Origin of the sequence: Deinococcus wulumuqiensis R12 (genome assembly GCF_011067105.1) — a bacterium.
Taxonomy (GTDB): Bacteria; Deinococcota; Deinococci; order Deinococcales; family Deinococcaceae; genus Deinococcus; species Deinococcus wulumuqiensis.
In genome coordinates this window covers 1,722,218-1,745,903 of record NZ_CP049357.1, presented here as the reverse complement: position 1 = coordinate 1,745,903, position 23,686 = coordinate 1,722,218, and the positions used below count along the sequence as shown (strand labels likewise).

19 protein-coding genes are annotated in these 23,686 nt (G+C 68.6%); 5 read left to right on the top strand and 14 right to left on the bottom strand.

Features of this window, described 5'->3' with window-relative positions:
- Nucleotides 1–31: 31 nt before the first annotated feature.
- The 12 genes from G6R31_RS08515 to G6R31_RS08460 all read right to left on the bottom strand — a co-directional run bounded on the left by G6R31_RS08515 (nucleotide 32) and on the right by G6R31_RS08460 (nucleotide 14,580).
- Entirely contained in the window at nucleotides 32–955 is a 924-nt protein-coding gene (locus G6R31_RS08515) for an MJ1477/TM1410 family putative glycoside hydrolase (RefSeq protein WP_025567146.1), read from the bottom strand.
- Nucleotides 952–1,740 carry a hypothetical protein gene (locus tag G6R31_RS08510; RefSeq protein WP_017870310.1) on the bottom strand — a complete coding sequence of 263 codons (789 nt, stop codon included), beginning with the start codon at nucleotides 1,738–1,740 and terminating at the stop codon, nucleotides 952–954. Before G6R31_RS08510 ends, G6R31_RS08515 begins: the two co-directional genes overlap by 4 nt.
- Entirely contained in the window at nucleotides 1,724–3,898 is a 2,175-nt protein-coding gene (locus G6R31_RS08505; RefSeq protein ID WP_025567144.1) for an Agd3-related carbohydrate-binding protein, read from the bottom strand. Before G6R31_RS08505 ends, G6R31_RS08510 begins: the two co-directional genes overlap by 17 nt.
- Nucleotides 3,899–4,066: 168 nt before the next feature.
- Nucleotides 4,067–6,280 (bottom strand): Agd3-related carbohydrate deacetylase, encoded by a 2,214-nt coding sequence (locus tag G6R31_RS08500; protein WP_017870312.1) that lies wholly within the window; start codon nucleotides 6,278–6,280, stop codon nucleotides 4,067–4,069.
- 184 nt (nucleotides 6,281–6,464) lie between these two features.
- On the bottom strand, nucleotides 6,465–7,331 hold the full coding sequence (locus G6R31_RS08495; RefSeq protein WP_017870313.1) for an NAD-dependent epimerase/dehydratase family protein: 867 nt from the start codon (nucleotides 7,329–7,331) through the stop codon (nucleotides 6,465–6,467).
- Nucleotides 7,328–8,071, bottom strand: coding sequence for a nucleotidyltransferase family protein (locus G6R31_RS08490; RefSeq protein ID WP_017870314.1), 744 nt, complete (start codon nucleotides 8,069–8,071; stop codon nucleotides 7,328–7,330). The genes G6R31_RS08495 and G6R31_RS08490 overlap by 4 nt, the downstream gene beginning before the upstream one ends.
- Before the next feature lie 79 nt (nucleotides 8,072–8,150).
- A complete protein-coding gene (locus tag G6R31_RS08485) occupies nucleotides 8,151–9,185 on the bottom strand; it encodes an NAD-dependent 4,6-dehydratase LegB (RefSeq protein ID WP_017870315.1) in 1,035 nt (344 codons plus the stop codon).
- On the bottom strand, nucleotides 9,182–10,588 hold the full coding sequence (locus G6R31_RS08480) for a hypothetical protein (protein WP_025567921.1): 1,407 nt from the start codon (nucleotides 10,586–10,588) through the stop codon (nucleotides 9,182–9,184). The genes G6R31_RS08485 and G6R31_RS08480 overlap by 4 nt, the downstream gene beginning before the upstream one ends.
- Complete coding sequence (gene pelF, locus G6R31_RS08475) at nucleotides 10,582–12,138, bottom strand: GT4 family glycosyltransferase PelF (RefSeq protein WP_017870316.1); 1,557 nt, start codon at nucleotides 12,136–12,138, stop codon at nucleotides 10,582–10,584. Before pelF ends, G6R31_RS08480 begins: the two co-directional genes overlap by 7 nt.
- Before the next feature lie 425 nt (nucleotides 12,139–12,563).
- Nucleotides 12,564–13,367 (bottom strand): hypothetical protein, encoded by an 804-nt coding sequence (locus G6R31_RS08470; RefSeq protein WP_017870317.1) that lies wholly within the window; start codon nucleotides 13,365–13,367, stop codon nucleotides 12,564–12,566.
- 3 nt (nucleotides 13,368–13,370) lie between these two features.
- Nucleotides 13,371–13,991 (bottom strand): mismatch-specific DNA-glycosylase, encoded by a 621-nt coding sequence (locus G6R31_RS08465; RefSeq protein ID WP_081608243.1) that lies wholly within the window; start codon nucleotides 13,989–13,991, stop codon nucleotides 13,371–13,373.
- A complete protein-coding gene (locus tag G6R31_RS08460) occupies nucleotides 13,984–14,580 on the bottom strand; it encodes a sulfite oxidase-like oxidoreductase (RefSeq protein WP_017870319.1) in 597 nt (198 codons plus the stop codon). Before G6R31_RS08460 ends, G6R31_RS08465 begins: the two co-directional genes overlap by 8 nt.
- Before the next feature lie 379 nt (nucleotides 14,581–14,959).
- Here G6R31_RS08460 and G6R31_RS08455 point away from each other — a divergent pair, with 379 nt between their 5' ends.
- A complete protein-coding gene (locus G6R31_RS08455) occupies nucleotides 14,960–15,889 on the top strand; it encodes a DUF4032 domain-containing protein (RefSeq protein ID WP_017870320.1) in 930 nt (309 codons plus the stop codon).
- An 84-nt stretch (nucleotides 15,890–15,973) separates the two neighbouring features.
- Here G6R31_RS08455 and G6R31_RS08450 read toward each other — a convergent pair whose 3' ends face one another.
- The gene (locus G6R31_RS08450) at nucleotides 15,974–17,323 is read right to left on the bottom strand and encodes a M17 family metallopeptidase (protein WP_017870321.1); all 1,350 of its coding nucleotides are present in this window, start codon (nucleotides 17,321–17,323) and stop codon (nucleotides 15,974–15,976) included.
- An 82-nt stretch (nucleotides 17,324–17,405) separates the two neighbouring features.
- On the opposite strand from G6R31_RS08450, the gene panD reads away from it, so the two are divergent.
- From panD to G6R31_RS08430, 4 genes are all read left to right on the top strand, one after another.
- Entirely contained in the window at nucleotides 17,406–17,768 is a 363-nt protein-coding gene (gene panD / locus G6R31_RS08445; protein WP_017870322.1) for an aspartate 1-decarboxylase, read from the top strand.
- A 480-nt stretch (nucleotides 17,769–18,248) separates the two neighbouring features.
- Nucleotides 18,249–19,517 carry an HD-GYP domain-containing protein gene (locus G6R31_RS08440; RefSeq protein WP_017872011.1) on the top strand — a complete coding sequence of 423 codons (1,269 nt, stop codon included), beginning with the start codon at nucleotides 18,249–18,251 and terminating at the stop codon, nucleotides 19,515–19,517.
- Nucleotides 19,518–19,799: 282 nt separating this feature from the next.
- Nucleotides 19,800–21,620, top strand: a complete 1,821-nt coding sequence (locus tag G6R31_RS08435; RefSeq protein WP_017872010.1) for an alpha-amylase family glycosyl hydrolase — start codon at nucleotides 19,800–19,802, stop codon at nucleotides 21,618–21,620.
- Between the two features lie 241 nt (nucleotides 21,621–21,861).
- On the top strand, nucleotides 21,862–22,251 hold the full coding sequence (locus G6R31_RS08430) for an NADH-quinone oxidoreductase subunit 15 (protein ID WP_017872009.1): 390 nt from the start codon (nucleotides 21,862–21,864) through the stop codon (nucleotides 22,249–22,251).
- 217 nt (nucleotides 22,252–22,468) lie between these two features.
- Here the strand turns inward: G6R31_RS08430 and G6R31_RS08425 are convergent, their stop codons facing one another.
- Nucleotides 22,469–23,665, bottom strand: coding sequence for a transposase (locus G6R31_RS08425; protein WP_164993975.1), 1,197 nt, complete (start codon nucleotides 23,663–23,665; stop codon nucleotides 22,469–22,471).
- Between the last annotated feature and the right edge of the window lie 21 nt (nucleotides 23,666–23,686).

Genomic DNA, 23,686 nt, shown 5'->3' with positions numbered 1-23,686 from the left:
GGGCACGCCGCCACCCCTGTTCAAAGGGGGATCAGGGCTGATTCAGGATCAGTCGGTTCAGACTCCGCTCGGCGAGGTAAGGCACCAGCCCCGCTGCCCGTGCCCGCGCCGCCGCGCTGCTCATCAGGTCGGGCTGATCGGCGTACTCGATGGTGAACACCGGTTTGCCCGCCCGCTGCCACAGCCGGTAGTCGGCCAGCAAGTCGCGCTGGCGCTCGGCTTCGGTGGGCTGGTTGGTGGCGTAGACGTAGGTTTCCTCGTTGCCGCTGGCGTCCACGCAGGCCACGTAACCGGGATCGCGGATCAGCTCGGCGGCGTTCTGGGGGATGATGACGAAATTGGGGTTTTTGGCGCGGGCGTGCGCGGCGATCCGGCAGACCCACTGCACCATCTCGGCGCGGGCGGTCGGGCGGGTATCGTTGCGCTCGTAGGCGTCGATCAGGTCCATGTACACGCCGCCGAAGCCCTGCGCGATCACCCGGTCAAGCTGCGCCAGGGCGATCTTTTGCCACTCGGGGTCCCAGTAGGCCACATCGAAATTGCCCGGCCAGTCGGGGTCCTCGCGCAGCAGCCACGCGGGTGAGCCGACTTTCCAGCCGTCTTGCCAGTAAGGGCGGTAACTCTCGGCGGCGCCCATGCTGAGGTAGGCGACCAGCCAGCGGCCCTGCGCGGCGCTCCTCACCTCGGCGGCGGGCCAGGGCACCCCGTCGTCGTCGAAGGGGTCCACGACGGCCAGTTCGAAGGGCGAGGTGCGCACCGTGTTCAGGCGGGCCTGACCGTAGCCGGTGAGCTGTAAGGCCCAGTGCTGGACGGCGCCCAGGGCAGGTCGCCCGGCAGTGGACGACGTGGGGACGGTGACCGGCGGGGCAGGTGCCCGACCACTGGCAGGGGCCTGGGACGTGGGGGTGTCCCCACAGGCAGAGAGCATCAGCAGGGCGCAGACGAACGGTTTCACAGGAGAGCCTCCAGGGGGGTCGGGCCGACTGGTTCTGGAATCGGCCAGCCGCCGGGCCAGACCAGATCGCGGTCACTGACGAAGGTGCGAAGGCCGAGGGCAGCGGCCCGCGCCCGCGCCGCCGCCGCCAGTTCGGGCCGGTCGGCGTAGTCCAGCGCGTGCACCGGCAGCCCGCTGCGGCGCACCTCGGCCAGCCAGTGAGCCGTGTAGGCGAGGCCCGGCGGGTCGTGGAGAGCGTAGCAGGGCGTGTGGCGGGTGCTCAGCGCCTCGAACAGCACGCCGTGGTCCGGGGCGCCCCGCAGCACTTCGGGCAGCTCGGGCCAGAGGGCAAACCCCCGGTTGGCCCACAGCGCCGCGTCCGGAAAGGCCCCGCGAAGCTGCCGCAGCAGGGCCAGGGTCGCCACCGGGTCTGCACTGTCCAGCGTGTCGAGCAGCAGGCCGTCGGTGTGTTCGAGGATCTGCGCGGCCCGCGTCAGCAGCACGTCTGCCCAGAGCGGGTGCGCGGCGTCCACCACCACACTCGCCCACTCGGTGTTGGGCTGCTGGTGGTACGGCGCCGCGCCCGGCACGCACGCCCAGTCGCCGAGCGGGTGGTCTTCTCCGACGCTGAGGTACGCCAGCACGCGGGTGCCGCCCCGCCGCAGCGCCGCGAGCTGTTCGGGCGAGTACAGCGGCGCCTGCACCGCCACCCGGGGAAAGGTCGCCAGCGTCGCAAGCGCCTGCTCCGTGGCCGGGCCGTAGTACACGGCGAGCGTGGGGGAGGGGGGGTCAGCGCGGGGTGACATTCACGGTGAGCTGGCCGCTGACATCGCCGCTTTGCAGCCGCAGGGCGCCGTAAGGTGTGCCCGCCGCGCCTCCCGTGAGCAGGTAGGGAAGGGGGGCCTTGCTGCTCAGGGTGACCGTATTGCTCGCGCGGTCGTACACGCCGCTCAGGTCGCCCCGGTCCTGGGCCTGGATGGTCCGGGTGCGGCGTTCGAGGTAGGGGCCGAGGTCGTCCCAGCGCAGCGTGGTCAGCGGCAGGGTCGAAACGGAGGAGTAGCGCCGCAGCAGCGCCCGCACCCAGTCGCTCGCCACGCTCTGCCCGGGGGCGTACTCGCGCAGGTTGGCCTGGTGCATGTAGTGCGGGAAAGCGCCGCCGTCGAGCAGGTGACCCAGCGCAAAGCCGCTTTCCTGGTCGAGCAGTTCGGCGTAGCTGAGGTTGTGGTCCCAGTGGGGTGCCGTGCCCTGCGGCCCGTACACGCTGTTGTAGTACCCCGTCACCTCGTCGGGCGTGGTCGAGAAGTAGGCCACGCCGTTGGGCCAGCGCGGAACCAGAAAAACGTTCTGGTTCAGGGGGTGGCGCACGCCGCAGGTCGGGCAGCCCGCGTCCCACTGGCTGGCGACGCTGTGGTTGGAAGCGATATAGCGCGTCCCCGTCTTGTTCATGGCCGTCAGCAGATTGACGTTGCTGCGTTGCAGCCCGAGGTCCTGTTTGGGCTGAAGGTAGGCCGCGTCGTTGCGGGTGCCGTCGTCGCTGGGGTCCATGTAGCCCAGGCCCGACTGCTCGCCGGTCACCAGGGCGCTGCGGCTGAGCTTGAGGCCCAGTTGCGCCCCGATCAGGAGGTTGTCGGCAAGCTGGGTGGTGGCCGTCGCCTCGTCCATCACGTCCATGCGGAGGTGGTCGCGGGTGTGGTTGAACCAGTCGAAGCTGTCGGCCAGGCAGCGCGACGCACTGCTGAGCGGGTCAGGGCTGCCGGGCAGCGACGCACGGGTACACAGCAGCGGCGCGTCGGTGCGGGCGCCCATCCCGTTGAAGGCCAGCGCGTAGCGAAAGTCGCGGGCCACCGGAAAGTCGGCGGCGATGGTCTGCTGCTGGTCGCGCAGGGAGAGCGCGTCGCTGCCGCCGATGCGAAAAGGGTCCGGGTAAAAGCCGCCCGTCGCCGCGTTGTAGTGCGAACCGGGCAAAAACCAGTCGTCGATGTCGATTTGCAGGAAGCGGCGGTGCTCCCCGAGATGCACGCCCCGCGTCAGCCATTCCATCAGGCCGTAGCCGAGGAGCTGGGTGTGCGGCAACGTGGGCGCTTGCATGGTGGTCAGCAGCAGCCGCTCGCGCCCGTCGCTGGTGGTCGAGGCCGCCGCCAGCACCCGCCCGTTCGGGTCGGTCAGCAGCGGCGTGGTACTCGATACCCCACTCACCGCCACCACCTCGGCGGGGTAGGTGTAGGCGTGGAGCACCTGCACGGGCCGGGGGGTCAGGTCCGGGAGCGCCCGCTGTCCCTCGGGGGTCGCCTGGGCGGTGGTGAGGGTAGTGGCGTCGCCTGCGGCCCGCAGGCCGTAGTCCTCGGGCACCGCGCCCGGCCAGCCGAACAGGGCGAGTTGCCGCACCCGGTAGGCCCGCTCGTACTCGAACAGCGTGGCCCACTCCGCACTGTCGAGCGCACTCGGCAGCGGCCCCGGCGTACTTGACGGCATCAGGAGGGCGCTGCTGGTCAAGATGACGCCCTGATAGCGGCCCACGCCGTCCCCCCGCACCAGCGTGTCCATCGTCAGCGGCTGGGTGCTGGCGTCGAACACGTCGTAGGGAATGGCCGATTCCTTGAGCATGCTCACGGCGCTGCTCAGCCCGAAGTCGCCCGCGCCGCTCGACAGCACCAGCACCTTGAGCGCCACCCGGTTCGTCTGAGCACCTGCGGGCAGGGCCTGAGCGTGCAGGCTGGGGCCGCGTGGCACGTAGCCTTCCTGAAGTCGCCGGGCGGCGCTCTGGGCCTCCGGCGAGAGAGGCTGGGGTGCAGGACTGTTCAGGGGCAGGGCCAGAACGTCGGAACCTGTGGCGCTGGCCGGGGCAGTGTTGGGGGCAGGTGATAGCCGCTGTCCCGGTTGGCTTGTTCCCGGTTGACTCTGGCCGCAGGCGGCAAGCAGCAGCGCGGCGGACAGCAGGGCGGGCAGGGGGGCGAGACGTTTCATGAGGGGTCCTCCGGTTCGACAGCATCTCAGGCTGAGGGGGACTGTTTGTGGAGCGGCTTTCTTTCTGCTCGCAGCCCGAACAGATGAAAGGCGCTGTGTCCAGGTGGCTGAAAAAACCCGCCTCTGGCGAACCAGAACGTCGGGTCATGGAAAGGGGTGAGGGTAACCTCAGCGTGGCGTGACGGCCACAGTCAGGGTGCCGCTGACCGTGCCCTTCTGAATGCGCTGAGCGCCGTAGGGGGTGCCGCTGTTGCCGCCGGTGAGGGTGTAGGGCAGCGGCGCCGCGCTTTGCAGGGTGACCGTGTTGCTGGCGCGGTCGTAGACCCCGGTCAGGAGACCGGCGGCCTTGGCCTTTTCTTCCTGGGTGCGGCGCTCGACGTAGGGGCCGAGGTCGTCCCAGCGCAGGGTGCTGAGCGGCAGGGTGGTGTACTTGCTGTACTTGGTCAGCAGCGCCCGAATCCAGTCGCTCGCCAGGCTCTTGCCCCAGCTGTATTCGCGCAGGTTGGGCTGGTGCATGTAGTGCGGGAACGCGCCGCCGTCGAGCACGTGGTTGAGCGCCACGTCGCTCTCGTAGTCGAGGAATTCCGTGTAGGTCAGGTTGCTGGGAAAGTACGGAAAGCGCCCCTGCGGTCCGTAGACGCTGTTGAAAAAGGCGGTGGCCTCGGTGGGGGTGGTCACGTGGTAGGCCACCCCGTTGGGCCAGCGCGGGACCAGGAACACGCCGGCGTTCAGCGGGTGCGGCACGCCGCAGGTGGGGCAACTGGCGTCCCAGTGACTCTTGACGCTGTGGTCGGAGGCCAGATACCGGATGCCGTTGTTGGTGGCGGCGCTCAGGAGATTCACGTTGCTGCGTTCCAGCCCCAGGTCGGTTTTGGGCAGGTTCACGTCCGAGTCGTTGTAGGTGCCGTCGTCGGTGGGGTCCATGTTGCCCAGGCCCGAGTGTTCGCCCGTCACCAGCGAGTTGCGGCTCATGTTCAGGCCCATGCGCGAGCCGATCACGAAGTTGTCGGCCAGCTGGCTGTTGGCGGTGGCGTAGTCCATCACGTCCATCCGCAGGTGGTCTTTGGTGTGGTTGACCCAGTCGAAGGTGTCGTTCAGGCACTTGCTGGCGCTGCTCAGCGAGTCCTTGGCGAAGCCGGTAAACAGGGTGGTGCACAGGGTCGCCACGTCGGTGCGGGCGCCGCCGCCGTTGAAGGCCATCGCGTAGCGGAAGTTGCGGGCCACCGGGAAACTGCTCCGAATCCAGCCTTGCTGGTCGCGCACCGCCAGCGCGTCGTTGCCGCTGATGCGGAAAGGGTCGGCGTAGAGCTGCCCGGTGGAGGCGTTGTAGTGGTCGCCGCCCAGGAACCAGTCGTCGATGTCCACTTGCAGGAAGCGGCGGTGTTCACCCAGCGACACGCCCCGGGTCAGCCAGCCGACCAGACCGTAGCTCAGGAGTTGCGAGTGCCGCAGCGCCGGGTTTTGCGCCATGGTGAGAATCAGGCGCTCGCGGCCGTCGCTGCTGGTGGAGGTGGCCCCCAGCACGCGCCCGCTTGGGTCGGTCAGCAGCGGGGTGGTGCTCACGCCCGGCACGCTCGTGACCGCCGAGGGGTAGGTGTAGGCGTAGCGCACCGGAATCACGGTGCCGGTGAGGTCACTCAGGACGCCCCGGCCCGCCGCAGTCGGCTTCATGGAGGTGGTGGTGGTCTCCGCACCTGCCACGGCCCGCAGGCCGTAGTCCTCGGGCACGGTGCCCGGCGAGCCGTAGAGCGCGAGCTGCCGCACGCGGTAGGCCCGCTCGTACTCGAACAGCGTCTCCCACTCGGCGCTGTCGAGCGCACTCGGCACCAGCCCCGCACTGTCGGGCTGCATCAGCAGGGCGCTGCTGGTCAGGATGACGCCCTGGTAGCGGCCCACGCCGTCCTCACGCACCAGCGCGTCCATCGTCAGCGGCTGGGTGCTGGCGTCGAACACGTCGTAGGGCACGCCCGACTCGCCCAGCATGTTGCGGGCTTCGGGCAGGCCGAAGTCGCCCTCGCCACTCGACAGGACCAGCACCTTGAGCGCCACCCGGTTCGTCTGCGCTCCGGCGGGCAGGGTCTGGGCCGAGAGCCGCTGGCCCTGCGGCACATACGCCGTACCCAGGCGGGCGCGGGCGGCGGGGGCATCGGCACTTTCGGCCTGCAGCAGCGCCGAGCGCCGGGGGTCGGGCAGTGCCGTAGCCTCGGCAGGCGCCCGGACGACCGTCACTTCGTCGATGACGGCGGGCGAGGGGGGAGCGTCGGCGGTGGTGGGGGGTTGCGTTCCCTGACCACAGGCGGTCAGGACAAGGGCGAGCGTGAGGGCAGACAGGGGGGCAGACAGGGGGGCAGACAGGGCGGCGGGGACACGGCGGTGGGTCATCGGGAACTCCTGGGCGGCAGAAATTCCACCCTCAGACGGGGGAGGCGACGGGGGAGGCCCGGTCAGGCGCCGTCCATGCTGGCGGGGGGGGGGTGGAACACTGCCCAAAATGAAGGTGGGCTTCCTTTCCGTTCGGGTGAAGCGGCGCGGCGCCGGTTTTTCCTTCGGGAAAGATGTGAAAAACCTAACTTCCCTCAACATACAACTCACCCAGGGCCAGGGCCAGAGGCACAGTGGGGGTATACCCGCTCATCTTAAGGGCCGTTAAATCCGCCCGCTGGTACGGCACGTCGCCGCTGCGGGGGCTGCCGGGCGCGTCTTCCAGAATCTCGCCGCTGTAGCCCGCAATCCGGGCCAGCTCGGTCACGATGTCGCGCACCGGGCGGGCCTCGCCGCTGCCGAGGTTGAGCACCCCCCGCGCCTGCGCCCCCGCCTGATCGGGCAGAAAGTGCAGGGCGGCCCGGCCCACGTCCCGCGCCGCGATGAAGTCGCGGTAGGCCCCCAGCGGCCCGAAGCGCACGCTGCCCCGCCCCTGTTCGGCGGCGGCCCGCAGCTCCCGCGCCGCCCGGCCCGGCAGCGACCCCGGATTCATGCCCGCGCCCACCGGGTTGGTCAGCCGCAGCGCCAGCGCGTCGGCGCGGCCCGTGCGCACCGCTTCTTGCAGCAGCACGGTGCCCGCCAGCTTGCTGGCCCCGTAGGGCGAGAGCGGCTGCGCCGGGCCGTCCTCGCGGCTCGCCTCGCCTTCCGGGGTGCGTCCGTACTCGGCGGCGGACGCGAGGTGAATCAGGCGCACGTTCGCCGCCTGCGCCGCTTCCAGCACGCCCGCGAGCAGCAGCACGTTGGCGCGGGTCAGTTCGGCGAGGCTGCCGAAGGTGCGCCCGGCGGCGTTGACCACCGCGTCTGCCCCGTCAAGCTCTCTGGCCCAGTCTCCGGGGCCAAGGGCAGTCAGGTCGCCGCTGGTCGTTCGCACGTCCACCCCGGCTTCCCGCAGCTCGCGGGCGATGACGCCGCCCAGAAAGCCGCCCGCGCCGAGCAGCAGCACGCGGCTCATGGTTGCGCCGGACGCGGGGGCACGCCGCCGGGCAGCAGCACCTTCTGCATCTCGCTCCACTGCTCGTTGGCGGTGTCGTAGTCCTCGGGGCGCCCGATGTCGAGCCAGTACCCGCCGAACAGGTCGCTGCGCGGGTGTTCGCCCGCCGCGAGCAGGTCGAGCATCAGTGTGTCGAACCCCAGCACCTGCCCCGGCTGGTAGCGCCCCAGGGTGCTTTTCGTCATGCCGTACACGCCCATGCTGACCTGAAAGGGCACGGCGGGCTTTTCCCGGAAGGCGACAATGTGCTCACCCGAGTCGTCCACGTCGAGCACGCCGAATTCGCTGCGAATCTCGCGGTGGTACGTCGAGACGGTCAGCGGCGCCCCGCTTTGCATGTGGCCGCGCAAAAAAGCGCCGTAGTCGAGGTCGGTGAGCACGTCGCCGTTCATGACCAGAAAATGCTCGGGCAGCCAGGGCAGTACGTTCAGCACCGGGCCGATGGTGCCGAGCGGCGTGTCTTCCTCGGTGTAGTCGATGTCCAGGCCGTACTGCCGTCCGTTGCCGACAAAGGCCCGGATCAGGTGGCTGAGGTGCCCCACCGCCAGCGTGACGCGGGTAAACCCGAACGACTTGAGCTGGTAGAGCACGATTTCCAGAATCGAGAGTTCGCCGCCGATGGGCACGAGCGGCTTGGGAACGCGGGTGGTGTAGGGGCGCAGGCGGGTGCCTTGGCCTCCGGCGAGGATGACAGCGTGCATGGGTTCCTCCTGGGGTGAGGGCGGAGAGTGGAGGGTCGAGGGTTTTTCATCTTTTCCCCTCGCCCCTTCCCCCTCCACTTCAGATGGTGTACTGGTCCACGCGGTAGCGGGCGAGGTTGCCAGCGTCGGTAAACCACTCGGCGGTGCGCTTCAGGCCCTCTTCGAGCGTGACCTGGGGCTGCCAGCCGGTGAGCGACTGCAACTCGCGGTGGTCGGCGAGCAGGCGCATCACCTCGCTGCCTTCGGGGCGCAGGCGCTGGTCGTCCTGCTGGACCTCCACCTCTTTGCCCATGACCTGCGCAATCAGCCGGACCGTGTCGCCCACGCTGATTTCACGCCCCGACCCGGCGTTGAGGGTGCGGCCCAGCACGTCCGGCCCCGCCTCGCCCACCGCACGGAAGGCGCGGGCGGTGTCAGCGACATAGTTGAAGTCGCGGGTGGGGCGCAGGTCCCCGAGCTTGACTTCGCGGCGCCCGGCGGCGAGCTGCGAGATGATGGTGGGAATGACCGCGCGGGCCGACTGGCGCGGGCCGTAGGTGTTGAAGGGCCGCAGCGTGACCACCGGCAGCCCGAAGCTGAGGAAGTAGCTTTCGGCCAGCTTGTCGGCGCCGATTTTGGTGGCCGAGTAGGGCGACTGGCCCTGCAAGGGGTGAGACTCGTGGATGGGCACGCTGCGGGCGGTGCCGTAGACCTCGGAGGTCGAGGTGTGGACCACGCGCCCGGTGCCGAGGTCGCGGGCGGCTTCCAGCACGTTCAGGGTGCCGGTGATGTTCGTTTCCACGTACGAGCGCGGCGCCACGTAGGAATAGGGAATGGCGATCAGTGCGGCGAGGTGGTACACGGTCTGGGCGTCCCGCATCAGCGCCCGCACGCTGCCCGCGTCGCGCACGTCCCCGAGCTGCACTTCGACGTGTTCCATGACCTCGGCGGGCACGGTGTCGAGCCAGCCGGAGCTGCCCTGCGAGTTGTAGATCGCCATCGCCCGCACGCGGTAGCCCGCCCGCACGAGGTCTTCGGTGAGGTGCGAGCCGATAAAGCCGTCGGCGCCGGTCACGGCCACCAGGGGGCGGCCAGCAGAAGGAGCAGCGGGGACGGACAGGTCAGTGTGGTTCATCGGTAACTCCGGAGGTCATACAGGGCGAGAAGGGTGGGCGGAATCAGTGCGAGCGCCGCAAGCAGCGAGAGCCTGGGGGGGGACACCCCCAGCACCAGCAGCCCGCCGAAACCCAGCCAGAAGGCGAGCAGCCAGCGCTCGCGCCGCTGGTTGGCGAGCCAGGTGCTGAGCAGCAGCGCGGCGCCGAAAGCGGGCACGGTGAGCAGCGCGGTGCGGCCAAGCTCCCTGGCGGTGGGCAGGAGGTCAGGCCAGGCCCAGCGCACCCCGGCCACCAGCGCGAACACGGCGAGCAGGCCCAGGGCGTAGGCCAGCGCCGTGCCCAGCACCCGCGCCGCGCCCCGGCGCACCAGCAGGGTGAAGCTGCCCTGCTGCCGGGCCACGTATTGCAGGCCCTGCTGCGCGTTCCACACCCCGGCTTCCAGCACCCCGGCGCTGAGGACCAGCGGCAGCAAGGCCCAGCCGCCCAGCCGCAGGCTCAGTTCGGCAAAGGCGGCGGCGAGCGCCCAGCCGTAGGCCGCCAGCCCCAGGCCGGGGCGCAGGGTGGCCAGGCGGGCGGGCAGGTCGCCCGGCTCGCGCGTCACCCGCAGGGCCAGCAGCGCCGGAAAAAGGGCGAGGGCGGCGAGGGACGCCAGCGCCAGTTCCACGCCCGGCACGACATACAGCATGCCGCCGAGCAGCAGGGCGGGCGCAAAGGCCCCGGCCACCTGAGCACGTTCGCCCAGCGCCAGCATGACCCCGGCGGCGGAACCGGCCAGGGCGACCGCGCCGCCCATTGCCGTGCCCCACAGCCAGTCGGCGGGGCCTTGCCCGGCAAACAGCAGGGCGCTCAGGGCGCCGCCGAGCAGCCCGCAGGCGCCGCCCAGCCACAGGGTCAGCCGCAGCGCCCGCCCCGGCGTGCCGAGCGGCTCGGCGTAGCGCACGCTGGCAATCAGCAGCGAGTAGCCCCAGCCGAAGGCCGCCGCGAACATGAAGGCCCGCCCGGTCACCGGGGGCGTGGCCTGCGCGATGAGCAGCCCGCACAGCCCCGGCAGCAGGTACAGCGGCCCGCGCTGCGCGAGTTCCCAGGGAAAACGCGGCGGCGCTTCCCGGCGGGGCCGCACCAGCGCCCGCCCGGTGCCGCGCTGCGCGTAGAGCCATTCGGCGGCGGCAAACAGGCCCCCCGCGCCGTAGCGGTCACGCAGGCCCTCGTCGTTCAGGCCGTCGGCTTCGAGGTAGGCGGCGAGTTCCAGCGCGTCCACCGCCCGCTCGCGGTCCGGGCGCAGCGTCAGGTCCACTTCGCGCAGCTTGTCGGGCAGCGGCAACTCGGCGAGGTCGTCGGGGTGCGGCGCAGCCGGGTCCGGCATGGCTCGCCCGGCCAGCACGTCGAAGCCGGTCAGGGGTTCGGAGGGCCGACCTTTTACCACAGGTTCCTCGGTGCCAGGTTGCCAGGCAGCAGGTTCCCCGGCAGGTCGGTGTCTCCCGGCAGCCGGGCGGCGCGGGCAACCGGGTAGGCGCGGCGGTAGGCGTCCAGGCAGCCGTCGAGGGTAAAGAGGTCCATGACCCGGGCGCGGGCGGCCTGTCCGAGCTGCCGGCGCAGCGGCGCGTCGCCGAGCAGTTTGGTCAGGGCGTTCGCCACCCCCAGCGCGTCACGCGGGCGCACGATCAGCCCGGCGTCGCCCACCGCTTCGGGCACCCCGCCCACCCGCGTCGCCACCGGGGGGCGGCCCATCGCCATCGCCTCGATGACCGTGTACGGAAAGCCCTCGCTCACGCTGGTCAGGGCGACCACCTGCCCGGCGCGGTAGGCGTCGGTGATGTCGTCCACCCGGCCCTCGAAACTGACGATGCCGTCGAGGTTCAGGCCCCGCGCCACCTGTCGGCAGTGCTGCTCGTAGCCCTCGTTTCCGGCGGGCGTGCCGCCGAACAGCCGCAGCCGGGCGTCGGGGCGGCGGCGGCGCACCAGGTCGAAGGCGCGAATCAGGGTTTCGAGGTCCTTGAGGGGGTCCACCCGGCCCACCCAGCTCACCACCGGCTCTGCGGGTTCCGACTCGGCGGGCGGAAAGATACTGGGGTCGATGCCGTTGTACACGCACTGAATCTTGTCGGGGTCGGCGCCCAGCCGCTCTTCCCAGCGGCGGTTGTAGTGCGAGCCGGGCAGCACCAGCGCCGCGTCCTGATACGCCGCCGAGCACAGCAGGCGGTAAAACCGCAGCAGCATCGTCTTGTAGCCCGGCGCGTGCCCGGCGCGGCGAAACTCGATGTAGCGCTCGCGCAGGTAGATGCCGTGTTCGGTGAGCACGAAGGGGGTGCCGCGCTGCCAGCGTCCGTGCAGCGCCAGCAGCGCCGCGAAGCCGTTGCTGACCGCGTGCCCCACGTCGGCTTCGGGCGGCACGCTGCTCAGGGGGCGCAGGGCGTGTTCCAGCCAGATCTGCACGTCGAGCGCCTCGGCCACCGTGGGGCGCGGCAGCCGGGGGCTGAGGCGGTCACGCCGGGCGGCGAGTGCGCGCGCCTCGCGGTCCCAGAGGTTGAGGGTCAGTTGCGCGGCCCGCGCACTGTCGAGCGCCGGGGTCAGGCTGCCGCGTTGCCCGAGGTCGCTCAGGCGCCGCAGCGCCCCGGCAAAGGCGGACACGTCGAGGCGGCACAGAGCGCTCAAGAGCGCCTCGTAAGCCGCCAGCACCTCACCCTCGAAACTGCGCTGCCGGGCCTGTCGCCACCGCTGCCCGCCGGCGCTGCCCGGAGGCGGCCCCCACAGCGGCACCTGCTCGACCTGCACGTTGCCGGGCACCTCCAGCGCGGTGCGGGTAAACGGCAGCCCCGAAATCGCCTGCAACGCGAACTGGTGGTCGCCCAGGCCGCGCACGAGCTGGTCGACCCACACGCTCACGCCGCCGTGCGCCTGCGGGTAGGTGCCTTCGGTGTACAGCGCGACGCGGGTGCGGAACCCGGACGGTGGAGCAGGAGAAAAGGCAGTCATAGGCAGGCGTAAACAGGAAGAAGAGGAATCGGAGCAACTGCCCGTGTGACAGGGGGAGAAGGCGGCTGTCGGGTACACACCCCCACCTTCGAGGCAGAAATGTGAAAATCCTCACACCATTCTAGGCCAAGTTGACCCTTACCGGGCCGTGACAGGTCGGCACGGCGGGACAGGGCCGCCGGGCAGCGTGGGCGGCCCTGTCCGGGCACGGCCCCGTTTCCCCTGTGGCGGCGGAGGCCGGAGCACGCGGGGCCTGGGGTTGGAACTGGAAGGGGAAGAGGGAAAAACACAGACATACGAACGACCCACGAAGGAGCACAGGCCAGGACGGCCAGCCCAGGGAACGGTGCGGGCGGGAGTGGCCCGGAGAAGTCGGGAGCCGCCGGACAGGGGGGCACCCGCGCCGCCTGTTTTCGCGCAGGGCGTCACTCAGAATTCTTACGGTACTTGTCCGTGAGGTAGTGCCCGTGTGCCGCCAGCGTGCGTTGCTGGGCGGGGGTCCGTTCATGCCGGACCTCGACCATCCTTTGCTCGATCAGCCGCAACTGATCAAGCAGAGCCGCCTCGTTTGCGGTGGGGTCCGGCAGCGCCCGGTACGCCGTGAGCAGGTCCGGCAGGTCTTCCCGCGCCGCCTGCCGCGCGTCGAAAGCGGCGCGGGAGAGCGTGGTGTCTCCGGCGGTGGCCCGCAGCGCGTCGCGGGTGGCGATGACGGTGGCGTGCAGGGCGGGGCGCGTGGCGGGCGGCAGCGCACGCTCGTGCTGGCGCAGCAGCCGCAGCAGGTCGTTTTCCTCGGCACTCGCGGCGGCGGGGGGCAGGGTCAGGGGGGTGCGCAGCAGGCGAGCCGCTTTCCAGCCCGTCCACAGCAGCCCCAGCACGCCCAGCAGCGCGGTTGCCAGCAGCCATCCCGCCGGGGCGCTGCCGTTCGCCACGCCGATGCCCAGCACGAGCAGCACGCCCAGCAGCAGCAGGGTGCCCAGCCCCGCCAGCAGCAGCAGCACGGCGAGGCTGACACCGCGCCGCGCCACCTGCCCGCCGACCTGACGGCCCACCCGTTTGGCGCGTTGCCAGCGGGCCGCGCTGCTTTCGATACTGTCCCACGAATCGTCGCCCGCCCCGGCAGGCGGGGCAGAGGACAGGCCGCGCCCCGCCCGCGTTTCCTCGGGCAGACCCTGAGGCGAATCGGCGACGGTGCGGGGAGAAGGTGAAGTCAGGGGCGGACGCGGTTCCATTGCCTACAGTACGTCCCTTCCCGCCTCCGGGTTCCCGCGCAGCTCGCGCACCCGGTCGGCCAGCGCCTGCCAGGGTTCGATGCGGAAATGGGTGTGCCCCAGCGGACTCGTCGAGGGCAGCACCCACAGTTCGGACCCCCCCGGCCAGCCCAGCGGCGGTATCTGCGGGCCGTAGGGCAGTTTGCCGGTGGGCAGGCCCAGCGTTTCGGAAGCGCCGCGCTTGCTGGTAAACGCCACGATGCGGGGGCGGTAGTGCTCCACCTTGCTCCGCAGTTCGTCGGGGCGCCACGCCTCGCCGGGCAGCGCCGCGTCCACCCCGCTGTGGCGCTTGGCGACGTCGGTCAGGCCCAGGCCGTAGCGCGGCAGGGTCGCGTACTCCTGCGGCGCGAGTTGCCGGGGGGTAAGGCCCACCGCGTGCAGCGTGCGCCAGAACTTGTTTTCGGGGTTGGCGTAGTAGGCCCGCGCCCGCGCACTGATGCCGCTCGGGGCCGTGCCCACCAGCACCAGCGTCAGGCCCGGTTCCAGCACGTCGGGCACGAGGTATTCGCCGCCGCCGGTCAGGTCGGGCACGTTCGGGGGACTGGATTTCGGGGGACTGGATTTCTGGGGACTGGGTTCAGTCATCGTCGTACCGCTGCTCTTTGAAGGGGTCGCCGCGCATGTGGTAGCCGTTTTTTTCCCAGAATCCGGGGGCGTCGCCCGCCATGAATTCGAGTTCGGTGACCCATTTGGCGGATTTCCAGAAATACAGATGTGGAACCACTGTCCGCAGCGGTCCCCCGTGCTCGGGCGTCAGCGGCTCGCCGCCGAAGGTGTGGGCCAGCAGGTTCTCAGGCCGGGCGAAGTCGTCTAGGGACAGGTTGGTGCTGTAGCCGCCCACGCTGCGCTGCATGACGTGGGTGGCGCGCGGGTCGAGGTCGAGCAGCGCCAGCAGGTCGGTCACCCGCACGCCGGTCCAGGTGGTGCCCAGCTTGCTCCAGTGGGTCACGCAGTGGATGTCGCACTCCAGCGTGGTCTGCGGCAGCGCCAGCAACTCGTCCCAGCCGAAGGTGCGCGGCTGCGCCAGTCCGGTGACGCGGAGCTGCACCTCCTCCGGGGCGTAGTGCTGCGCCGGGCCGTAGGTCAGCACCGGAAAACGGGTGGTCAGCGCCTGACCGGGGGGCACGCGCCCGCCCATGTCGTCCGCCGGTTTTTTGAAGAATTTGCCGAGCATCCTGCCACTAGACCGCGCCGGAGCCGGGCCGGGATGAACCGGGGGAGAGCAGAGGGTTAATACGGATTCCGCTTCATTCCTGCACAGTCGGGAAAGCGCCGCCTGTGCATCCATATCGCGGAATCCGTATTTTTTCCTACTCGCATCCGCTCTGCTGCGCAGCTTTGCAAGTCGGATTGAATCTGAAACTACCAGATTCAATCGGAATCCGCATAAGACGGGGCCGCGCCAGAGTTTTGCCAGAGGCCAGAGTCTTGCCACGGGTCAGAGTTTTGCCCCCAGTCAGAGTCTTGATAGGGCCGAAGGTGTACTCTGAACACCAAGCCGGGGCTTTCTTTTCCCCCACACCCAGGCTCGCCCCGTCGAGGAGACGGTCGTCATGAATGCTGCCGACAAACGAGAGCAGGCCAAACAGGAAGTCGAACGCGCCCGCCTGATGAGCGACGTGCGCGGGTTTCTGGCGGTGTTGCGCCGCACGCCCGCCGAGTTGCTGCCCTTCGACTGGGTCAAGTACCTGTCGCCCGAGGGGGAGCATCAGCTCGGTGTGCAGCCCATCGAGGTGGACCGCATCATCGGGTCGGTGGACCGCTACCGCGAGTTCGACCGTCACTATCTGCCGCGTGAAAAGCACCTCGACGAACGCTGGATCGGCGTGCGCTCGGCGCAGCTTCAGGGCAAGGAACTGCCGCCGATTCAGGTCTACGAAGTGGGCGGGCGCTACTTCGTCAAGGACGGCAACCACCGCGTCTCGGTTGCCCGGCGCCAGGGCCAGAAGTACATCGACGCCAGCGTTATCCGCTTGCAGGTGCCGGTGCCCCTGAGCGGCGACGAGGACCTGCGCGACATCATCATCAAGGGCGAGTACGCCCGCTTTCTGCGCGTGACCCGCCTCGGCGAACTCGTCCCCGGGCACCGGCCTATCTGCTTTACCACGCCAGGGCGCTACGACAAGCTGCTGGACCACATCCGCACCCGGCAGTACTACCTCGACCGAAAACCGGGGCGCGAGGGCCTGCCGCCCGTGACCTGGGAAGAAGCGGTGGAAAGCTGGTATCGCCGCCTCTACCTGCGCATCATCCATAAGATCGAAGACCACGACGTGATGCTCCGTTTTCCGGGCCGCACCGAGGCCGACCTGTACCTGTGGATTATGGACCACCGCTACTTCCTGACCGAGCAGGCCGGTCACGACGTGGGCAGCGAGCAGGCCACGGTGGATTTCAGCGAGCGCCACGCGCCGCCGCTCTACCGCCGCGTGGGGCAGCGGGTGCGGCTGCTGCTCGGGGGGAAGGTCCACCCGACGGTGTAGGCGTGGGGTAGGCGGAGGAGAGGAGAGAGGGTGAAAGGATGAGGGGGCCAGGACTCGACCTCTGGCCCCCTTTCCGTTCAGTGCTCAGCCCTGCGCCAGCACGTACTCCACCAATGTGCCCACGCCCCAGCCGGTCGCCACGCTGTCTTTCTCGGCGTTGCCCGCGATGTCGAGGTGCGCCCAGGGCCGGGTGACGAATTCCTGCAAAAAGAGCGCGGCCTTGATGCTCGCCCCGGCAGGCTGCATGTCGCTGTTTTTCAGGTCGGCCAGGGTGTCTTTCTGGTACCCGCGCAGGTAGGGGCGGTGCAGCGGCAGTTCCCAGACCATCTCCCCGGCGCTTTCGGCGGCCTGCGCCAGCCCGGCGGCGAGGGCGCGGTCGTTGCAAAACAGCGCGGCCATGTCGTTGCCCAGCGCCGACACCTTCACGCCGGTCAGGGTGGCGAGGTCGATGATCTCGGTGGCGCCCTCGTCGCAGGCCACGGTCAGCGCGTCACCCAGGACGAGGCGCCCTTCGGCGTCGGTGTTGGTGACTTCCACCGTCTTGCCGTTGGCGGCGCGGTAGATGTCGCCGGGGCGCATGGCACGGGGGCCGACCATGTTCTCGGCGGCGGCGACGTAGGCGCGGACCTCGACCCCTTCCGGCACCTGCTCACGCAATTCGGAGAGTGCGGCCATCGCCCCCAGAACCGCCGCCGCGCCGCCCATGTCGTTTTTCATGCCGTACATGCCCGCTGCGGCCTTGAGCGAGTAGCCGCCCGTATCGAAGGTGATGCCCTTGCCGACCAGCGCGATGACCTTGCGCCGTTGCCCCCGCGCCGGGAGGGTCAGGCGAATCAGGCGCGGCCCCGTTTCGCTGCCCGCCGCCACCGCCAGCAGCAGGCCCATGCCGCGTGCCTGAATGTCCGACTCGTCCCAGACCTCGACCTGCAGGTGTTCGCTCGCCAGCCTCCGCGCCTCACGGGCCAGGGTGGCGGGGTTGATGACGTTGGCGGGGGCGCTGGTCAGCTCGCGGGCAAAGGTGACGCCGCGCAGCAGGCCCTCGACGCGGCGGCGCTCCGCTTCGCTCAGGCCGCTGACGTGAAGCTGCATTTCGCCAGATTCCAGTGCTCCGGCTGCCCCCTCGCCCTTGTAACGGCGGTCCTGCCACCCCGCGGCGGCGGCGGCCCCGGCGAGGGCGGCGGGAAAGTCGCACTCGTCCACGCTCAGGGCGCTGGCCCCCAGTTCGCGGGCCAGTTTCGCCAGGGCGCGGCCCACCTCGCGGGCGTCGGCGGGCGTGGTGGGGGCCAGGGCCAGCGCCTCGTCGTGCGCCTCGTGGCGGGCCAGCAGGCGAAGTTCGCCGGGCTTGAGGCTCTGGCCCACTCGCCCCGCCGCGTCCGTGCTGGCGGCGAAATGCAGGGTCAGGTCGGGGGACGACGGCTGGGTTGTCAGGTGCATGGGCCGAGTAAAGCACGCATGGAGGCCAAGCCGGAACTGCGACACACTGCGGCCCGCTCCGCAGGCACTACAATCCGCCCCCGTGGAACGCATCATGTTCAGGGCCAAGATTCACCGCGCGACCGTGACCCAGGCGGACCTGGATTACGTGGGCAGCGTGACCATCGACCAGGACCTCCTCGACGCGGCGGACATCCTCGTCAATGAAAAGGTGGACATCTGGAACATCACCAACGGCAACCGCCTGCACACCTACGCGCTCAGTGGGCCGCGTGGCAGCGGCGTCATCGGCATCAACGGCGCCGCCGCGCACCTGATGCGGCCCGGCGACATGGTGATTATCGCGGCGTTCGGCAACTTCTCCGAGGAAGAAGCCCGCACCCTGGAGCCGAAAGTGGTGCTGGTGGACGCCAAAAACCGTCTGCTCGACCTGCAACCGGCCTAGAGCAGTTCTCCGAATGGAGTGATGCGCGGAACGGCACCCCGCATCACTTCATTCTCTCCTGCGGAGCTGTCCCAGTCTGCTGCGGACTCGCAGAGCTGCCCCGCAGAGCTTTGCAAGTCCGCCCTGCTCCGTGTTTTGCACTCGCTCTCTGCGAGCTGTCCCAGTCCGCTCGCCAAAAAGACGTAATACGGATTCCGATTGAATCCAGCAGATTTCTGGATTCAATCCGACTGAAAGGAGTAGGAAAAGATACGGATTTTGCGATATGGATGCACAGGCGGTGTAGTTCCGACTGTGCAGGAATTTAGCGAAATCCGTATAACGTCTTTTTGTCAAATGCTCTGAGCCTTGCCGCCCGGAGATTTCGGTCCGGGTGCTAGATTGACTTTCGTGGTTTCTTCTCGCCCTCTGCTTCTCGCTTTGTTGGTGTTGGCTGTAGTTGCTGTCGGGTACGCGGCGTTTCAGGACCAGCAAGGGCTGATGATTGGAGCGGCGCTGCTGGCGGCGGCGGTGGCCCTCAGCCTGGGGGGAGCGCTGCGCTGGGCGGGACTGGCGGCGTACCCCGTGGCATTTCTGGCTTCCCTGGCGACCCAGGGCAGCAGCGCTCCCACCGCCGACATGCTGGTGGGGGCGCTGCTGACCATCGTGGCGCTGGCGTGGCTGCTGCTGCACGACCAGAACCAGGATCAGGAGCTGAGGTGGCGGCGCAACGTGGTCAGTGCGCTGCGCAGCGGCTCCGAGCGGTTAAACGAGGCCCGCAACGACGAGGCGATTATTCGCGCCGGTCTGAACATCCTGGTGAAGTTGCAGGTGGCGCCCAACCTCGCCTTCGTCGCCTACCGCCAGGGCACGCCGTATGTGATGGCCGCGCAGGGGGCGTTCGAGGATTTCCTGAACAAGCCGGTGCATCCCAGCGACAACGACAGCCGCTCGGTGCAGGCCGACCACTGGGTCGCCGAGGAAGTCCTGGCCCTGCTCGGCCGCGACCAGCGCCAGTCCTTTCACGTGGCTGAGGTCTACGGGCGCGACTCGACCCACCTGGGCCTGCTGATTCTGTCCCGGCCCACCGGGCAGCCCTTTTCCTCCGAGGAGCGCGGCGTGACCGAGTCGTTTGCCCGCTTGCTGGGGGCGCAGCTCGGCCAGGAACGGGCCAACCGCAACCTGCGCGAAGCGAACGAATTGACCCTGCGCTCTCTGGGTGCGGCCCTGGAGCGGCGCGACGACGAAACCGGGGGCCACACGGCGCGGGTGGTCAACCTCTCGACCCGACTGGCCCGGCGCCTGGGCTGGGACGAGGAGCAGGTGCGGGCGCTGCGCTGGGGGGCCTACCTGCACGACCTGGGCAAGATCGCCATTCCGGACCGGATTCTGCACAAGAACGGTCCGCTCGACGCCCAGGAGCGGCAGGTCATCCGTTCGCACACGTCGGTCGGGTACGAGATGCTTCAGGACCTCCACTTTCTGCCCGCCGAAACGCTCGACCTCGTGCGGTACCACCACGAGCGCTGGGACGGCACCGGCTACCCCTCGGGCCTGCGCGGGGCGAACATTCCCGACGCGGCCCGTATTTTCAGCATCATCGACGTGTACGACGCGCTGACCAGCGAGCGGCCCTACAAGCCGGCCTGGACCCAGGAACGCGCCCTGCAGGAAATCCGCGCCGGGGCCGGAGCGCACTTCGACCCGCAGTACGTGGACGCCTTCCTGCACCTGATGGCCGAGCAGGACGACGCCCGCCTCGTGTCCTGAACTGGTGTCCTGAACTGGTGGCCTGAAGTTTCAGCAGCCAGTGGCCGGGGACAGTCCAGAACTCCCCTGGCCTTGACCCCGACGCCCTTTTCCCGCACACTTGCCTGCAAACCCGAAGGCAACGCTTGCCCCCTCCGGCACGACCTCTCCCCGAGACTTCAGGGAAAGGCTGTGCCGGAGCCGCATTTTGCTGTCACTCGGAGAACTGCTCTCCCGTTTTCACCCCCCTTCGCTCGACAAAGACACGCAAGGTCTTTTTGCCCAACGCTCCAAGGAGTTTCCATGCACCTGACCGCTGCCCTGCCCGCCCAGCACGACCACACCCCCGGCTACACCGCTCAGCTCGGCGCACCCCTGGGCGGCCACGTCCGCATTCGGCTGAGGACCACCCTGCCGGTCGAAGGGGTGCGGCTCAAAGTCGTGCAGGTGGGTGAAATCGAGACGTTGCCCGCCCAGGAAGTGACCGGGCTGGCGGGCGAGGGCCGCTGGTTCGAGGCCGAACTCCCGCTGCACGAGGCCCGCGTGCGCTACGCCTGGCAACTCGACCTGCCCGGCGACCACCTCAACCTCACGCGGCTGGGGCTGCACCACTCGCGCCGGGGCTTCCGTTCGTGGTTTCAGTACCTTGCGGGCTACAGCGCCCCGGAATGGGCGTGGAAATCGGTCTTTTACCAGATTTTCCCCGACCGTTTCCGCAACGGCGACCCCGAAAACGACGTGCAGACCGGCGAATATATTTACGAGGGCCGCCCCGTCGAGCGGGTGGACTGGAACCACCCCGTAGACGCCTGGGGCGACATTCACGGGCACTACGGCGGCGACCTCGCGGGCATCACGCAGGCGCTGCCGTACCTGAAAAGCCTCGGCGTCACGGGGCTGTGGCTCACGCCGATTTTCACCTCGCCCAGCAACCACCGCTACGACATCACCGATTACCGCGCCGTCGACCCGCATCTGGGCGGCGAGGCGGCCTGGGACGAACTGGTGACAGGTGCGGAGGCTGCCGGAATCAAAATCGTCTTGGACGGCGTGTTCAACCACATGGGCAACGAGAACGCGCTGTTTCAGGCTGCCCTCGCCGCCGAGGACGCGCCCGAGCGGGCCATGTTCACCTGGCGCGACACCCCCGGCAAACCGCCTTACCACTCCTTTTTCGACGTGCCGACGCTGCCCAAAATCGATTACGGCAACGAACGGGCCGTCGAGGAGTTTTTCAGCGGCGAGCAGAGCGTGGTGCGCCACTGGCTGCGGCGGGGCGCGGCGGGCTGGCGGCTGGACGTGGCGCACATGCTGGGCAAGGGCGGCACCGAGGCCGACAACCTGCCGCTGCACCGCACCCTCAAGGCGGCGGCGCGGCAGGAAAAGGCCGACGCCTACGTGTTCGGCGAGCGTTTCTACGACCCCGAACTGGCGCTGGACGGTCAGGGCGAGGACGGCGCGATGAACTACCACGGCTTCGGGTTGCCCGTCATGCAGTGGCTGGCGGGCGCGACCTATTTCGGTGAACCGAGCAAGCTGGACGGCGCAGAACTGGCCGAAATCCTCTGGGACGCCTACCACGCCCTGCCGCCACAGGCCGCGCTGAACATGTTCAACCTGCTCGAATCGCACGACATCGGGCGGGCGCACTGGCGGCTCGCTGGGAACCGCACCAAATACCGCGCCGCGCTGACCCTCCTGCTGGCCTATGCGGGGGTGCCGTGCCTGTACTACGGCAGCGAAATCGGCCTCTCGCAGTCGCGCAACGGCAACATGCCCTGGTGCCGCGAGCCGATGCCCTGGGACGAGGGGCAGTGGGACACCGAGCTGCTCGAACACGTCCGGGCGCTGGTGCGGGTGCGCCGTGAAACGCCCGTGCTGCATACGGGGGCGCTGCGCTTTCTCCACGCCGAAGCCGACGCGATAGCCCTGCTGCGCGAAGTGACGGACGCCGAAGGGAACGTCGCGCAGGTGGTCGCTGTCGCCAGTCGCCGGGCCGAACCTCATTCCGTCACCCTCACCCTTCCGGGAGGCGAGTGGCAGGACGCCCTGAGCGGCGCAACGCTGACAGGCGGCGAGGTGACGCTGGACGCGACGGGCGGACGACTCCTGCTGAAAGTTTGATGGTGGATGATGGGTTCGCTGCGCGGATGGATGACGGAAAGAGCGGGGTGCAGCGCTTTTATACGGATTCCGATTGAATCCAGCAGATTTCTGGATTCAATCCGACTGAAAGGAGTAGGAAAAGATACGGATTTCGCGATATGGATGCACAGGCGGTGTAGTTCCGACTGTGCAGGAATTTAGCGGAATCCGTATTAGAGCATTCTGCAAGCTGCTCTGAGAACGCGCTAGACTGCACCAAATGGCAAACTCAGACAAGGCGGCGCTGTACCGGCAGTGGGTCGAACTCCTGGGCTGGCTGGAACAGGAGGCGGCGGTGCGGGGGCTGAGCACCGAGAAGGTGGCGGATTTTCCCGACTACATCTACCGCATGGAGCGGCCCTACGACCTGCCCACCACCGTCATGAGCGTGAGCGTGGGCCGGGGCGGTCAGGCGCTGCTGGTGGCCGCCGTCAGTCCCCGCCATGTGGACCTCGGGGGCGTGAGCCTGCGCCTGATGGGGGGCAGCAAGCACTGGCACCTGCACGCGGGCGAGGGCGGACTGCTCGAAGGCAAGCGCCCCTTTACCCGCGAGCGCCTGGGCGCCCTGCTCGACGGTGCGTTGCAGGGCAGGAGCACGCTGGCGGTTTGAGGGAGAGGGGAGAGGGTGGAGAGTTGAGGGTCACTTCCCTTCACTCTCTACCCTCCACCCTTTATACGGATTCCGATTGAATCTGGTAGTTTCAGATTCAATCCGAGCGGATGCGAGTAGGAAAAAATACGGATTCCGCGATATGGATGCACAGGCGGCGCTTTCCCGACTGTGCAGGAATGAAGCGGAATCCGTATTACCAATGGTGCGGACAGTTTTAGGCGGCTTTGACGCCGAGTTCAAGCGGCCTAGTCGGATGTTTTTCCAACTCGTGAAATCGCGCCTCAAGACCGAGATTGCGAAGAATTCGGCGGGCAAAAAGCTGGTTGTAGGCCCGCCTTTTGATGTCTTCATAGGAGAACACCATCCGGGAGGCAGGACGCTGCAGGCGTCCTGCCTCTTCGAGCAAGACCTCTGCCCGTCCCAGACTCAGCGCAAAGAAGGCGGCATTCCAGTGGTTTTCCAACGCGATGGTGCGGCGAAGCTGACACGTGTTCAACCCCGCGAACTGCTTGGCATCCCGGAACACGAATTCCAGCCTGAACCGGGCGCTGTAGAGCGCCCGAATCTGCTCCGCTGGCAGAGTCGGGTCCGTGCTACAGAGCACCACATGCCCCTTCACCTTGCCGCGTCGGTCCAAATTTTGGATGACCACAACTCGGAGGAACCGCGTATAGTGGGGGGCCCACACGACGCGCGTCCACACCCGTTCTCGGTCCTCACCAGGCACACTGGCCCACCCATCGAAGTGGATGAAATCAACCTTTCCAGCCCATTTCTGTCGGCCTCCTCGCCGCTTGGGATGTGCGCCGGTAAAGGGGTAAAGCAGGTTGGCGTTGCACTGCATTTTGGTCACGAAGGCGTAGCCTTCGCGACTCACGGCGTCCATGAACATCGTCTTGGCGTACTGACCATCGGCGACCACCACCCGGAGATGCTGAGCTAACCAGGCGCGGCGCTGCTTGAGGAAAGACACCAGTTGATCCAGGTACTGTTCGAGGCGGTCAGCCTTTTGTCCACGTGGTTGAGTTTGTTGCACATGGACAGGGAAGGCATGATGGCCCGACCAGCTCAGCAGCGCCAGACACGACAGCTCCAAGCCGGTTTCGGAACGGTGCATCGCACCGTTCCAGAAGGCCCCCAACCCCGGAGTGTGCTTGCCCGACTTGGGAACGAAGCTGGCATCCAGGGCCAAGATGAAGCGCCCCTCCAACACGCCCAGTCGGACCAAGAGTTGTAGCAGACCCCAGTGCAACTCCGCCCACGGCAAGGTCTTCTGAAACCAGCGACGGAGCGTTCGTTCGTTCCAGCCGCTGTAGCGGCTGAAATTCCTGGCATTGACCCGACCGGGAATAGCTTGCCAGAGTGGAATGAGCGCGGCAAAGAAACGATGTTGGTGGGCGGGCAGAGCCAAGAGGGTCAGCAGAATCGGTAA